This window comes from Eubacterium ruminantium (assembly GCF_900167085.1).
In the GTDB taxonomy this organism is placed as follows: domain Bacteria; phylum Bacillota; class Clostridia; order Lachnospirales; family Lachnospiraceae; genus Eubacterium_Q; species Eubacterium_Q ruminantium.
Map to the genome: position 1 here is coordinate 152,307 of NZ_FUXA01000009.1, position 14,199 is coordinate 166,505.

The following is a 14,199-nucleotide window of genomic DNA, read 5'->3' on the forward strand; positions in this document are numbered from 1 at the left end:
AAAATGGCATTTAATTTTAAAGAAGTAATGAACAAACCAGAGCGTCTTGCTCCGGGACACAGACTCTGCGCCGGATGTGGTGCGGGAATCGCTGTAAGAACAGTTCTCAGAGCTCTTAAGCCTGAGGATCATGCCGTAATAGGAAATGCTACAGGATGTCTTGAAGTATCTTCATTTATGTATCCATATACTGCATATGAAGACAGCTACATCCACAATGCATTTGCTTGTGCAGGCGCTACACTTTCAGGTGTTGAGACAGCCTATAATGCACTTAAAAAGCGCGGTAAGATAGATGATACTTATAAATTCATCACTTTCGGTGGTGACGGTGGTACATATGATATCGGTATCCAGTCTCTTTCAGGAGCTATGGAAAGAAATCATGATCTTGTATATGTTTGCTACGACAACGGTGCTTATATGAATACAGGTATTCAGCGTTCTTCTGCAACTCCTATGTATGCTGATACAACTACTACTCCTATCGGTAAAGTATCAAATGGTAAGATGCAGAATCGTAAAGATCTTGCAACTATCATTGCATCACATAACATACCATATGTTGCTCAGACAACATTTACAAATAACATGAAGGATTTATATACTAAATCTGAAAAAGCTATCTATACACCTGGTGCTGCATTCCTTAATGTAATGGCTCCATGTCCTCGTGGATGGCGCTATGATGCATCAGATATAGCTAATATCTGTAAGCTTGCAGTAGAAACATGTTACTGGCCACTTTTCGAAGTTATCGATGGCAAATGGATTCTTAACTATGAGCCTAAGAACAAGCTTCCAATCGAGGACTTCCTTAAGACTCAGGGACGTTTCAAGCATCTGTTCAAGCCAGAAAATGAAGAACTTCTTGTTCAGTATCAGGAAGAAGTTGACCGCAGATGGGAAGAACTGCTCTTCAAGTGCTCAAGATAGTAGATTCATACAAATAAAGTCTTTTCAGAGACTTATAAATTCAATTTACGATCAACAAAAACACCGTGTAATCATCTGATTACACGGTGTTTTTATAATATATATCACTCTCTCTCATCATACGGAACAAATTCACGTTCCTTCATGATGCTCATATATGCAGGTCTTATGATCTTATCCGTATTTATGAGTTCTTCAATTCGATGAGCACTCCATCCAACCATTCTTGCCATAGCAAATATCGGTGTATAAAGTTCTTCCGGAATACCAAGCATGCTATATACAAAGCCACTGTAAAAGTCAACATTTGCACTCACGCCCTTATATATCTTTCTCTTCTCTGCAATAACTTCCGGAGCAAGCATTGCGATATCGGAATAAAGCTTATACTGCTTATCCATTTTCTTATCATGCGCAAGTTTTTCAACAAACTGTTTAAATACTCTTGCTCTTGGATCGGAAACTGAATAAATAGCATGACCCATACCATAGATAAGACCCATTCTGTCAAATGCTTCTTTTTCCACTATCTTTGTTAGATAAGCCTTGAGCATATCAAGGTCGTCGGTATCAGGAACATTTTTCTTGATGTCCTTGATCATCTGCATAACCTTGATGTTGGCGCCGCCATGCTTAGGTCCCTTAAGTGATGATAAAGCCGCTGCTATAACAGAATATGTATCTGAGCCTGCGGATGAAACCACTCTTGTTGTAAATGTAGAGTTATTGCCGCCGCCATGCTCCATATGAAGAACAAGAGATGCATCAAGCACCTGTGCCTCAAGCTTTGTATAGCTCTTATCAGGACGGAGCATCCTAAGGATATTCTCAGCCATTGATAAATTAGGGTCAGGTCTGTGAATGAACATACTCTCATCTTTTTCGTAATGATTATATGCACAATATGCATAGGTTGCGATCATCGGAATCTCGCTTATAAGTTTCAGACACTGACGAAGAACATTCGGTATCGAAAGATCCGAAACATTTATATCATATGCCGCGAGAGTCAGAACGCCCTTGGTAATGGAATTCATTATATCTTTACTTGGTGCTTTCATTATTACGTCTCTTGTAAAGTTACGAGGAAGCACTCTCAGCATGGAAAGCACGCTGTTAAATTCCATAAGTTCGCTGTCTGTAGGAAGATTACCATAGAGAAGAAGGTATGCAACCTCCTCAAATCCAAATCTTTTAAATGCGAAATCATTTACAAGATCTATAACATTGTATCCTCTATACCAAAGCTGGCCATCACAAGGCACCTTCACCCCGTCAACCATTTCGAAGGCATCAATTCGAGAAATATTTGTTACGCCTGTCAAAACACCGCTGCCATTTTTATCTCTGAGGCCACGTTTAACCCCATACTGATCATACACTTCAAGATCGACACTATCCGCTGCACGACATACAACTTCATACTTCTGCGTATAGTCTCTTATCATATCTTTCCTTGATGTCATTCTTTAGTCCTCCTATTTTCAGATTTTTTATAGTTAATCGATGTATCAGTCATCCGCTCCGTCGCTTGTATCGATGCTGCAGATTTCTGAAATCGATTTTATCTTCTTGATATTTTTATTATCTGCTTTGTTACCTGCCTTTTTAGAAGATGCGTTGCCGCTCTTCTCATTTTCATCTTTCATAGTTTCTTCAGTGATCCTGATCCTTTTAATACCATTCACACTGTCTTCTTTAATGGACTGTCCTTTGCCGTTTCCACCGGAAACAGAATTAGAATTTCCTTTACCGTTTCCGCCGGATACGCTGTTCTGATTTCCGACCACTATGCCTCTGTTTGCAAAATATCTGACACGAAGCTTAGCAAAGAGGTCAACCATCAAAACTATAAATATAAAGAATACCGTCGTAAAAATACCGAACTTCAGATATTCGATTCCATTTAATTCATCAACAGTTCTATCCTGCTTTATAAACCACATCTTCTCTTCAATAAATGTAGTTATGCAATATCCCATACCGAGACTTACTACTGCCCATAGAAAAAATGCAAGCATTCTTCTATACCAAACTTGTCTTTGTTTATATTTATTTCTGTTGTCGAGTATCACGTATAAGTATCCGAAAACCGAAGGCAGAAGAAGGTTCGCAATAACCGTCAAAAGATGCCTGTTCATATTCTCATCAACAGCTTCTGCGGCTATAAAAAGTATCCAGTTTGCAAGCAGAAGTTCCAGCGTGATAAAGATTGAAAATCTGTCTTTCATTTCTACACCTTTTATGACTTTGACTTATTTAACTGCATTTACACAGCCCACTGTATTTACACAGCCCACTGTATTTAGACAGCCTTAAACAGTATAACATATAACTATAGTATTTTTCGACATTTTTTGCATTTTTAGGACAAAAAACTCCATTTGGCCATTTAATTTTTTGTTATTTAAGATTAATGTATACCTAAAGTTCCACATATTGAAGAAAATGAGGAGGTGATGCAATGTCATTAAAAAATGATCTTAACCGTATATTGATTGAAAATGCACTTCGACTTAATCTTAAAAGTTTTGATTCGGATGAAAAGCGCTGTATCAGGCGTCTTATCGATACCGGAGCATCTCTGTCCAAAAATCACACGGAACGCGGTGTTTTTTCGGGCATAAGCGATCTCTACGCCAATGGTGACAGTTTATATTATGATGCCACTTCACAACTTTTCAAATCTGTAGACCGCGACAAACTTATCACTTTCGGTGTGAATTTCGGTTATAACACTTTTAATATAAGCGCGAAAACTCTTTCGGATTTTGCAAAAACAAAGTCTAAATTTATTCCTTGGATTGCTGATATGGATGTTACTACAGCAAATGAGTTGAAATACCGTTCTGACACATTTGGTAATTTATTGAAGCATTATACAGCTTACGGGATAAATGCATTCATCCTCAGATTTGATGAAGGCATTGCTGACGAGGCTTATTTTAATATTCTTTCCTCTGTCAGGGAATATAAATACACTAATTTCATCCTGTTCCTGTCTAACGATGTCCTTTCAAAGGATCTCATAAATGAAATGAGCTCTCTCTCAAATCTTTTGACAGTATTACCTTTCAGCTCATCAAACTATATAAACCAGCTTGAAATGGTTGAATCAGCAGGAATACTTAATGCATCTGCGTATAAATTTTCAAATGATTTTTCGAATGAATTTAAATCACTTGAAATATTTGAGAAAATATCAGGCAACCGTTGCCCGGTGGCCATAGTTGAGACAAATTCGGATCTTAGTCCCGATGATGTAAGACTTTTCAACAGTGGTATCTCCACTCTCCGTGAAAATCTTACCTCGCCTGTATTTATCATTAATCTTAATGCAGATATTCAGGCAATCAACAAAAAGATAATCGGCAAAGAAGTGGGCACTCACATAAATGTAAAGGCCTGATGATCACACAACTTATCTTTATCAGATGATTTAAGGCCTGATGATCACACGGCTTATCTTTATCAGATGATTTCTGAATGAAGATACGAATTCATCAGGAGGTATCAGTTCATCCATCTGAAGCCATCTTACAAGTGCTGAAATACTAAGATCGCATAAAAGAGCGGTGAATAGATCATCATTACCATCTTCAATCGCTTCCATGAAATACTTGGTTACAGGATATATAGCATCATGAAAATGCTCTTTAAAGGAATTCTGCCCCTCTATCATCAGAGCCTTGCGGTAGAATTCCTTTTCTGTATAGAAATACTCCGCCATTTCAGACATAATTCTCCAAAGCTTATCTACTATATCCTCATCAGTATTGTCATCATAATTGATATTAACATTTTCCATAAAACCGATATCGAATATCCAGTTTAAAAGATCGTATTTATCACAAAAATGATAATAAAAACTCTTACGGTTCATACCGCAGCTTTCGCAAATATCCGATATACTTATCTTATCAAAACTTTTAACCTGCATAAGATTCTTCAAAGAATCCGCAAGTGCATTTTTGGTTATATTCGAATCCGCCATGCTACACGCTACCCCCAAAAGGCTTTTATTTTACTAAATTGATCAAACCATAGGTGCAAAGAATATCAGAAGAGAATCAAATAATTTTCCGAAGATATTTCTCCTGATATCTTCTTCGGTCTGAAGATGTGACTCTTTAAATGTCTTGATCATATCTTTTCGAAGTTCCGCAACAGCCTCACATTTATATAAAAGAACAGCATCTTCAAAATGCAGGAAAAGGCTCCTGTAATCCAGATTAACCGTTCCGACTATTGCTTTATCATTGTCGGAAAGCATACATTTTGAATGGATAAATCCCGGAGTATATTCATAAATCTTCACTCCCGCTACCATAAGTTTCTTATAATTTGACCTCGTAATCCTGAAAATAAGTTTTTTATCAGGTATATGCGGTGTGACTATCCTTACATCAACCCCTCGTCCCGCTGCGAGTTTCAGTGCATCTATCATTGCTGTACTCGGAACAAGATAAGGTGTGAAAACATATAGGCACTTTTCCGATTGATTTATAAGCTCAAGATACGCATTTTCAGAAAGAGGAATATCATCAAAAGGTTCATCTCCGAAAGGCTGGACAAAACCGTCATTTACAAACATTGCGTCATGATGATGATGCGGAAGATAACTGCTTATCCTCTTCATTTCCTCAGGAGTTTCAATCTTCCTGCTACTTCGCCCGATCTTCATGGATTCCCACATCTCGAGATACATGATAGTAAGATTCTGAACGGCCTCGCCTTCAAGACGAACTCCCGCATCTTTCCATTTTCCAAATGGACTGTTGATATTTATATATCTGTCGGCAAGATTGATGCCGCCTGTATATGCTATATAACCATCAATAATGGTCATTTTTCTATGGTCTCGATTATTCGTCAGCATTGTAAAAAGCGGCTTAACTCTGTTGAACTTTTTACAATGAATATTCTTATGAAGGCTGTTCAGATATCTGTCATATCTTTTCGGAAGCCATGTGATACAGCCAAGATCATCATAAAGAATCCTGACCTCAACCCCTTCCTCAGCCTTCTGCTTCAATGCCGCAAGAATACTGTTCCATACAGTACTTCTCTCGATCATAAAGTATTCCATAAAAATATAATGCTCGGCATTTCTTATGGCATTGAGAAGCCCTTCATACTGCTCCTCGCCGCAAGAAAGATAAGTAACCTGAGTATTCTTATGAACAGGATAACGCTGAGATTTAACAATATAATTACAGGTTGAATGAAGCCTGCTGTCATTTTTATAAATCTCATCAAGGACGTTCATGTCCTGATTATGAAATGCACTGTATTTTATCTTGGCATCCTCAACACGCTTCGCATATTTCCTTCCCTGCCTCTGGTTTCCGCATATCATATAGAACGGAACACCGAAGAACGGGAAGAGAAGAATTGCCATTATCCAGATAGTTTCATATTCTCTCTCCGTTTTATTGGAATTAAGAACATAAACCGTATATATAAATGCAAGAAGCGAAACCATCATTCTGACATATTTATAGCCATTGAATAAATGACCATATACCAGGAAAAACCACACAACCTGAAGGATTATCAGCATTGCTGTGATAAATGCCCGGCTAAATATGACCTTATAGATTTTTCCCAGAAATCTCATACCCCTTGCTCCCTCATCAATAAGTTACTTAATATGATTTATCTCTCTCACTGCTATCTTAAATCTCTCGTCGAACTGCGGATAAAAATCATTTTCCAGATTATAAGGTGTGGAATAGAAAACCTGCAAAATATAAAGCATCAGTTTTCGTTTTAACCCTTCATCAAGATTGGCCGCCTTCTTCGCTGCCATCTTTGTAAAGTTATGCCATTTTCTGACAAATGCCGTATATTTATCAAGATCCGGTGTGTCGATCCATTTGCTGACCTTGACTTTACTTCTGTTCTTCATACTGCATTCATTTACCTGAAGAAAATAACTGAAGTCCTGCCCCTGATAAATCCTTCCGAGGGGGAACAATCTGCATATTCCCGGCCTGTAAGGATGTATGCTGCAGCGTCCTTTTTCATTTAAAAATCTGCATCCTTCTTTAGCCCCCGACATAAGCATATTCGGAATTATTATCCCGTCGATCACGCTTAATTCAATCTCATTCCCAACAAGAGCTTCGAATGCTTTGCCTGTCCCGGCCGTCAATCTATATATATCCAAAGGGTCAAGCGTTATGGATTTACCCATGTCCTGACTGCAACACTTATGGCAGTCGCGGCAATCATGACAATCCGCTTTGACCATATCATTTAATCCATAAATCCTTCCATCGGAAAAACTTTTGAAATCTTCAAAACGCTGCATAAAAAACCACCAATCATGATAAAATATTAGTCACGTCTAATTTTAACAATTCGTCAAATAAAATACAACCTTTCAAGATTCATAAGTTAATGAAAAATTCGTGAAATAATGCTATTTTAGTTACTTTTTCTATTGTTTTTTTGATACATTCGTGATAAATTAACACTATTGATACATCATAGAATTAAATATGGTAAAGTATTTATTGTAGGAGGTTATATTATGCCAAACGATTATGAAAACTTTAATGGTTCTGACATGAATAATTCTCAGAATTATAATCAGTATTATAATCAGAACTATTATTCAAGTCAGAACACTACTAACTCATATCAGTACGCAACAGGCCCTGTGGTTACATCAAACCGATATTCACAGACAATGCGTTACTCTATGAAGGATGTTATGTCAAGAACATTCTTGTACATGACAATCGCATTACTTTTAACAGCTATTTCAGCTATGGCCGTTTATACAACAAATCCTTATTTTCTTGTAACAAACGGTATGTCAACATTCATTCTTCTTGCAATAGTTGAAGTTGGAGTTGTTATCGGTGCTTCATTCGCAGTTAAAGCAAATAATGCTTTCCTTGCAGGTGTATTGTTCGTTATATATTCTATAGTAAACGGTTTGACACTTTCAGTTATCTTACTTGTATATACTGAAGCATCAATCGCGAAAGTATTCTTCCTTACAGCCGGACTTTTCGGTGTAATGGCAGTTATGGGATTCACAACAAACAGAGACCTTACAAGCATGGGTTCACTTTTAATGATAGGTCTTTTCGGAATCATTATCGGTTCATTAATTAATCTTTTCCTTCATTCAACAGGACTTGATTACTTTATAACAATCGCCTGTATTGCTATCTTCCTTGGACTTACAGCTTATGATACACAGAAGATTAAGCACATTGCGATGAACAATCCGGGATACAGCTTATCAACAATCGCTCTTTATGGAGCTATTGAACTTTATCTCGACTTCATCAACCTCTTCCTTAAGCTCCTTAGACTTTTAGGAAAGGCAAGAAACTAATTTACTTATTACATTAAAACAGCCATAAATAAAGCTACGTACCTTTCATGATACGTAGCTTTTTCTATGTCCATTATTGTGAATTTTTGGAAAGTGTTTTACGGTAATATTTTATGGATATTATTTCAGTCCTTCTGAAAGTGCCTCAAGGTTCTTCTCCATTGTACCGAGATATGTAACTCCTTTTTCTATATCCTTACTTGTTATAGACTGGAGAGAATTAATCTCTACTATGCTCTGATCCTGAGACTTTGTACTAGCCTTAACTGTTTCAGCAATCTTCTTATCTGAATTCTCAATAACAAATATTGTCTTAAGACCTAATTCATCGATCTTTCCTGCGAGGAAAGCGATTGTTTCAAAGCTTGCTTCTGATTCTGCACTACATCCAACAAATGCCGCAAAATAATCAATACCGTAATCATCTACAAGATAACGGAATGGGAATCTGTCTCCGAATACAACTGTTTTATTTGTAGCATTCTTTACTTCTTCTTCATACTTCTTATCAAGCTCATCAAGTTTTGCAACATATGAATCTGCATTTGTCTTATAGCTGTCCTTATTAGCAGGATCTATCTCTTCGATTCCGCCTTCGATGGCATTTACAAGTACCTTTGCGTTCTTAAGTGAAAGCCAAACATGCTCATCATATTCAACTTCACCTTCTTCATGATGATGTCCACCATCATGATCCTCGTCATGATCTTCATCGTGATCGTCATGGTCTGCCTCTTCTGCTTCATCGTGATCATCATGATCTTCTTCTGCTTCGTCGTGATCATTATGATCTTCTTCTGCTTCGTCGTGATCGTCATGATCTTCTTCTGCTTCGTCGTGATCGTCATCCTTTTCATGATCATGCTCATGTTCAGATTCCTGCATACCTTCCTTTAATTCCTCTTCCTTAACACTATCGCCAAGGCTGTCAAGAAGGTTAATTACTTTAAGATCCTTATTCTCTGCTGACTTAAGAGCATCATCAACCCATCCATCAGATTCGCCGCCGACATAAATGAACATGTCAGCCTCACCAATCTTCTTTATATCATCAACTGTAGGCTGATAGCTGTGAAGATCAACACCGTTATCAAGAAGAAGAGTAAGCTCATAATTATCAATCTTGTCGCCTATTACTTCTTTAGCCCAGTCATACTGAGGAAATGTTGTACATACTATACTGTATTTATCTTCAACCTTTTCTTCTGTACCAACTTCTTCAGTAACTGTGATTTCCGCTTTAGTTTCGTCTACCTTATTATCTTTTTTATCATCATTCTTGCTGCATCCTGATAAAACGCTTGCGCCAAGTGCCATAGTTGTGAGGATTGCTGCTAATTTTCTCTTTTTCATTTGTAAAACTCCTTATGTGTAAAATAAAATCAAACCGTTACGATATGATATTTATAATCAGATAAGAAGTCCCACCCGTTGAAAATACAAGGAATTACATGCATTTCTTACTTTTATGCATATTACCGGACATTTCTCGCTCAAAGTAACTGTAATAACTCTGACCTGTGATCCTGTAACATTTTTCTCACCGGTAAGAATCTTTTCCGCCTGCTTAAGTTCGAAGCAGATAGGACAGTCATCACCGGAGCAATCATGATCCATTTCCCTTATGATGAACAAAACAGAAAAAAGTATTGAAATGATCAAAGCAGCTGCCATAAAAAATGATATAATGCGTGTATTCTTTTGCTTTGTAATCATTTTGCATCTCCTTATTCAATTTTGCAAATCATTTGCATTTTGCAATTATAGCACTCATGCCCTATAACGTCAAGTTTTAAGAAAAACCTATTTATAAAGATAAACGAGACGGTTATGATGATAGCATCACTCTATCTATTTTTGTAATTCATACATAATGAGTGTCATCTTGTCATTTATCACTAGCTCCTCGCCTGTTCTTATAAACCCACATTTCTCGTACAAGTGGCAGTTACCCTTTTCCTGAAGTATTGTCTCCAGTTTCCAGGTTGTAACTTCAGGTAACATTTGAAAGGCCTGTTGAATCGCTACATAGCCTATCCCTCTATTTTGAAATTCAGGAAGAATGAAAAGCGGACTGATAAATGAAATCTTTTTCTCATTCGGATCATTATGCCCGATATTTATCACTCCGACCCTTGCACCATCCATCATGATGAAATAATACTTTCTGTTCTCTGCAGCGAATCTTGCCTTAATACGATCAATCGACTCGATCGCAGGGGAACATTCATCATGATACTTTTCGTATAATGGCATAAAGCTCTTAACCTGCATTTCATGTAATACAGGTAATTCATCCTCTTTGACTTCCACCAGTCTTAAATGTCTCGCAAGTTCCTTGTAGCTCTTATCCGGCATATTGAAATGATCCTTTATCATCTTTAAATCCATAAATCTCTCCTCCTTACCAGTTATATTTAAACAAAAAGGAGACACTACATTTTGCAGTATCTCCATAGACTTTACCAATAAAAATACCGCCTACGCACTTAGCATAAGCGGTACTTTTATCAAATAATTAGTGATGGAAAAGTCTGATACCTGTGAAGGCCATAGCTATTCCATACTTATTACATGTATCGATAACATTGTCATCTCTGATAGATCCGCCCGGCTGAGCTATATACTTAACGCCGCTTCTCTTTGCTCTTTCGATGTTATCGCCGAATGGGAAGAATGCATCTGAACCAAGTGCAACACCTTCCATATTCTTAAGCCATGCTTTTCTCTCTTCTCTTGTGAAAACTTCCGGCTTCTCTGTGAAGAACTGCTCCCAGATTCCGTCCGCAAGAACATCTTCATAATCGTCGCTGATATAAACATCGATAGTATTATCTCTGTCAGCTCTCTTGATATCACTCTTGAATGGAAGGTTAAGAACCTTTGGTGACTGACGAAGGAACCACTTATCTGCCTTATCGCCTGCAAGACGTGTACAGTGAATACGTGACTGCTGTCCTGCACCTATACCGATTGCCTGTCCACCCTTAACGTAGCATACAGAGTTTGACTGAGTATATTTAAGTGTGATCATAGCGATTGCAAGATCGATACGTGCTGCTTCAGGAATATCCTTAGCATCTGTAACAACATTTGCAAAAAGCTCATCATTTATAACAAGTTCATTTCTTCCCTGCTCAAATGTTACACCATAAACATCCTTTGTTTCGATAGGAGCAGGTACATAATCAGGATCAATCTGGATTACGCAATAATTTCCGTTCTTCTTAGATCTGAGAATCTCAAGAGCGTCATCATCATAACCAGGTGCGATGATACCATCTGAAACTTCTCTCTTAACAAGACGTGCTGTAGCAGCATCACATGTATCTGAAAGTGAGATAAAATCACCAAATGAAGACATTCTGTCAGCGCCTCTTGCTCTTGCATATGCGCTTGCAAGTGGTGTGAGTTCACCCATATCTTCTACCCAGTAAATCTTCTTCTCTACATCTGTAAGAGGAAGTCCTACTGCAGCACCTGCAGGTGAAACATGCTTAAAAGAAGTAGCAGCAGGAAGTCCTGTAGCCTTCTTAAGTTCCTTAACTAACTGATATCCATTTAATGCATCAAGGAGATTGATATATCCCGGTCTTCCTGAAAGTACTGTAAATGGAAGTTCTCCTTCCTTCATAAATACTTTTGATGGCTTCTGGTTAGGATTACAACCATATTTTAATTCAAGCTCTTTCATTTTATATACCCTTTCGTTTCTTATCTTACTGATTCTTATTTACGATCTTTGTCTCGTATTTTCCTGTTTCGATATCGATAAATCTTGTGAAGAGAGAAACCTTATTCTCTTCATTGAGGCTATTCCAGATTGCATCTGTGAACTCATTAAGATCGTTTGTTGGGATAGTTACTCTTGTAGGCTCACCTTCGTAGCTTGGAAGCGGATTGCCGTCTCCCATATATGTATGGATAAAATGTCCTTCAGCTGCTTTTGGATTATCATAAGAGAATGTAAATCTAAGACACTGATCAGGATCACCATTGTCTGACTTAAGGATTGACATTTCGTATGTATAACCTGCCTCGGTATGAACAATACCTGAAATACGTGGTGTGAAATTTGGAGCGTCAGGCTCGAATTCACGACATCTGAGAGACTCTTCGAATGTATCACCCTGTTCCATATTTTCATAAATAGTATCTGTCTGATCACCGTTCGTTACGATAGTATCACTTCCGAGAACCCTTACTGGAGCATAAATGATAAGACTTGGATCCTCTAACTTTGAAGGATCAAATGCCTCTGTTCTGATGCCCTCGCCCTCTGTTACAAATACTCTGTTACGGCTGTTCTGTGAACGTCCCATGATAAAATAAGCTATAGCCGCCTTCTTACCATCAGGTGTTCTTCCGATAACGATACCTCTTCCCGGATAGCTTGTGCTTCCGATTTCTTCTTTCAAATCCTTTAAAATCATATCTCGTGCTCCTTAAAAAATTTTTCCAATGCTGAATGATCATCTTCTGATCAAAGAATGCATTGCATATAGATTACAACAATGCACTGATATAATAGCATAGTAAAAAAGAAATTGCTATATATAAGTGAAATCAGATTCTTCTTATTAAAGCAAAAAAGACGTATAGTTTCAAACTATACGCCCCATTATTATTCTTAATCAACTCTCTTATTGCCCCAGAAGAATAATGCTACTGTTCCCGGGCCAGTATGACAACCGATAGTCGCACCTATAGGGAACATTAATATCTTGCCTTTAAGATTTGGAAATTCTTCTTCAATGATATTTTTAACGCTTTCAGCATCTTCAAGACAATCAGAATGCGAAATGATACATGTATCATTATAATCCTGTCCGTTAGTTGCATTTTCCTTCATCTTATCAACTATTCTTCTTATAACCTTTTTCTTTGTTCTGACTTTCTCTCTCGGAATAAGTCTTCCCTGATAATCCACATTAAGAAGCGGACAAATATTAAGCATATTTCCGATAAATCCCGCTGTCTTGCTGACTCTTCCGCCTCTGATAAAGAAGGTAAGGTCACTTGAAAAAAACCAGTGAATTGCTTCAAGCTTATGAGTCTCTGTCCATGTATATAAATCATCAATATCCATACCATCATTTCTTAAATCGGCCATCTTATCTACAAGAAGTCCGTAACCAGCCGAAGCAGCCAGGGAATCTACTACATAAATATTTCTGTTTGGATATTCTTCTTTAAGATCATTCGCTGCAAGAACTGCAGAGTTATAAGTACCGGATATTCCTGATGAAAGAACAACATGTATAAGATCTTTTCCCGATTCAAGTATCTTCTTGAAATGATCATAATAAACACTAACATTGATCTGGGATGTCTTAGATTCTTCTCCGGCAAGCATTCTTTGATATAATTCATGTGGAGGAACGGAGTAACCGAAATCATCCTTATATTCCTTGCCACCAAGTTCATATGTAAATTCAATAAACTTAATATCCCTCTTCTTAAGCCAAAGCTCACTGAGGTCCGCCGCAGAGCAACAACTGATTACATAGTCTGACATTGATATACCTCGCTTTTCTCCAATGATATGTCTAAATATAACATACACTATATTTTTAAACAAGCAAAAACGGGACCTTGGCATCGCCAAAATCCCGTCTTGTTTTTTGTATTTTTTTACTCCGATAATTGCGTTAATCCTTATATCGATAGTCTAGAAAAGGTTTTTAATCTTGTCAACGATACTACCCTTATCTCCGCCGGCAAGAGCTCCCTTTACTCCTTCAACAACCTTATCGAGCATTCCGTCCGGAATATCAACTCCGGCTACTTCCTCAACTGTTTTCTCAGGATCTTTCTTAAACTTATCTGCTATAGCAGGATCACCTTTAATCTTTTTAACTATAGAATCAATTGTTGCTTTAATATCCATAACACCCTCCTGTAAT

Annotated in this window: 15 protein-coding genes; 3 read left to right on the top strand and 12 right to left on the bottom strand. The window is 37.5% G+C overall.

Annotated elements, in window-relative coordinates:
• Positions 1 to 3 precede the first annotated feature (3 nt).
• A complete protein-coding gene (locus B5D25_RS08205) occupies positions 4 to 936 on the top strand; it encodes a thiamine pyrophosphate-dependent enzyme (RefSeq protein ID WP_078787490.1) in 933 nt (310 codons plus the stop codon).
• A 104-nt stretch (positions 937 to 1,040) separates the two neighbouring features.
• Here the strand turns inward: B5D25_RS08205 and B5D25_RS08210 are convergent, their stop codons facing one another.
• Together B5D25_RS08210 and B5D25_RS08215 are read right to left on the bottom strand one after the other, a co-directional pair.
• Positions 1,041 to 2,402: a citrate/2-methylcitrate synthase gene (locus B5D25_RS08210; RefSeq protein ID WP_078787491.1), complete on the bottom strand. Its 1,362-nt coding sequence runs from the start codon at positions 2,400 to 2,402 to the stop codon at positions 1,041 to 1,043.
• Positions 2,403 to 2,447: 45 nt separating this feature from the next.
• Positions 2,448 to 3,167 carry a YihY/virulence factor BrkB family protein gene (locus B5D25_RS08215; protein ID WP_078787492.1) on the bottom strand — a complete coding sequence of 240 codons (720 nt, stop codon included), beginning with the start codon at positions 3,165 to 3,167 and terminating at the stop codon, positions 2,448 to 2,450.
• A 233-nt stretch (positions 3,168 to 3,400) separates the two neighbouring features.
• Between B5D25_RS08215 and B5D25_RS08220 the strand changes: the two genes are divergently transcribed.
• On the top strand, positions 3,401 to 4,345 hold the full coding sequence (locus B5D25_RS08220; RefSeq protein ID WP_078787493.1) for a hypothetical protein: 945 nt from the start codon (positions 3,401 to 3,403) through the stop codon (positions 4,343 to 4,345).
• Between the two features lie 30 nt (positions 4,346 to 4,375).
• Here the strand turns inward: B5D25_RS08220 and B5D25_RS08225 are convergent, their stop codons facing one another.
• The 3 genes from B5D25_RS08225 to B5D25_RS08235 are packed head-to-tail and all read right to left on the bottom strand — an operon-like array spanning position 4,376 to position 7,252.
• Positions 4,376 to 4,930, bottom strand: a complete 555-nt coding sequence (locus B5D25_RS08225; protein WP_078787494.1) for a TetR family transcriptional regulator — start codon at positions 4,928 to 4,930, stop codon at positions 4,376 to 4,378.
• Between the two features lie 42 nt (positions 4,931 to 4,972).
• On the bottom strand, positions 4,973 to 6,556 hold the full coding sequence (cls, locus tag B5D25_RS08230) for a cardiolipin synthase (RefSeq protein ID WP_078787495.1): 1,584 nt from the start codon (positions 6,554 to 6,556) through the stop codon (positions 4,973 to 4,975).
• A gap of 24 nt (positions 6,557 to 6,580) precedes the next feature.
• The gene (locus tag B5D25_RS08235; protein ID WP_078787496.1) at positions 6,581 to 7,252 is read right to left on the bottom strand and encodes a YkgJ family cysteine cluster protein; all 672 of its coding nucleotides are present in this window, start codon (positions 7,250 to 7,252) and stop codon (positions 6,581 to 6,583) included.
• 222 nt (positions 7,253 to 7,474) lie between these two features.
• Here B5D25_RS08235 and B5D25_RS08240 point away from each other — a divergent pair, with 222 nt between their 5' ends.
• Positions 7,475 to 8,293: a Bax inhibitor-1/YccA family protein gene (locus B5D25_RS08240; protein WP_078787497.1), complete on the top strand. Its 819-nt coding sequence runs from the start codon at positions 7,475 to 7,477 to the stop codon at positions 8,291 to 8,293.
• A 120-nt stretch (positions 8,294 to 8,413) separates the two neighbouring features.
• On the opposite strand, the gene B5D25_RS08245 is transcribed toward B5D25_RS08240, so the two are convergent.
• The 7 genes from B5D25_RS08245 to B5D25_RS08275 form a co-directional block, all read right to left on the bottom strand.
• Positions 8,414 to 9,646 carry a metal ABC transporter substrate-binding protein gene (locus B5D25_RS08245; protein WP_242870213.1) on the bottom strand — a complete coding sequence of 411 codons (1,233 nt, stop codon included), beginning with the start codon at positions 9,644 to 9,646 and terminating at the stop codon, positions 8,414 to 8,416.
• A gap of 57 nt (positions 9,647 to 9,703) precedes the next feature.
• Positions 9,704 to 10,009 (bottom strand): hypothetical protein, encoded by a 306-nt coding sequence (locus B5D25_RS08250; protein WP_078787498.1) that lies wholly within the window; start codon positions 10,007 to 10,009, stop codon positions 9,704 to 9,706.
• Between the two features lie 135 nt (positions 10,010 to 10,144).
• A complete protein-coding gene (locus B5D25_RS08255) occupies positions 10,145 to 10,684 on the bottom strand; it encodes a GNAT family N-acetyltransferase (RefSeq protein WP_159444119.1) in 540 nt (179 codons plus the stop codon).
• 127 nt (positions 10,685 to 10,811) lie between these two features.
• A complete protein-coding gene (locus B5D25_RS08260; RefSeq protein WP_078787500.1) occupies positions 10,812 to 11,987 on the bottom strand; it encodes a phosphoribosylaminoimidazolecarboxamide formyltransferase in 1,176 nt (391 codons plus the stop codon).
• Positions 11,988 to 12,012: 25 nt separating this feature from the next.
• Complete coding sequence (locus B5D25_RS08265; RefSeq protein ID WP_078787501.1) at positions 12,013 to 12,726, bottom strand: IMP cyclohydrolase; 714 nt, start codon at positions 12,724 to 12,726, stop codon at positions 12,013 to 12,015.
• Positions 12,727 to 12,923: 197 nt separating this feature from the next.
• Positions 12,924 to 13,811, bottom strand: coding sequence for a DegV family protein (locus B5D25_RS08270; RefSeq protein ID WP_078787502.1), 888 nt, complete (start codon positions 13,809 to 13,811; stop codon positions 12,924 to 12,926).
• Positions 13,812 to 13,964: 153 nt separating this feature from the next.
• Positions 13,965 to 14,183, bottom strand: coding sequence for a hypothetical protein (locus B5D25_RS08275; protein WP_078787503.1), 219 nt, complete (start codon positions 14,181 to 14,183; stop codon positions 13,965 to 13,967).
• Between the last annotated feature and the right edge of the window lie 16 nt (positions 14,184 to 14,199).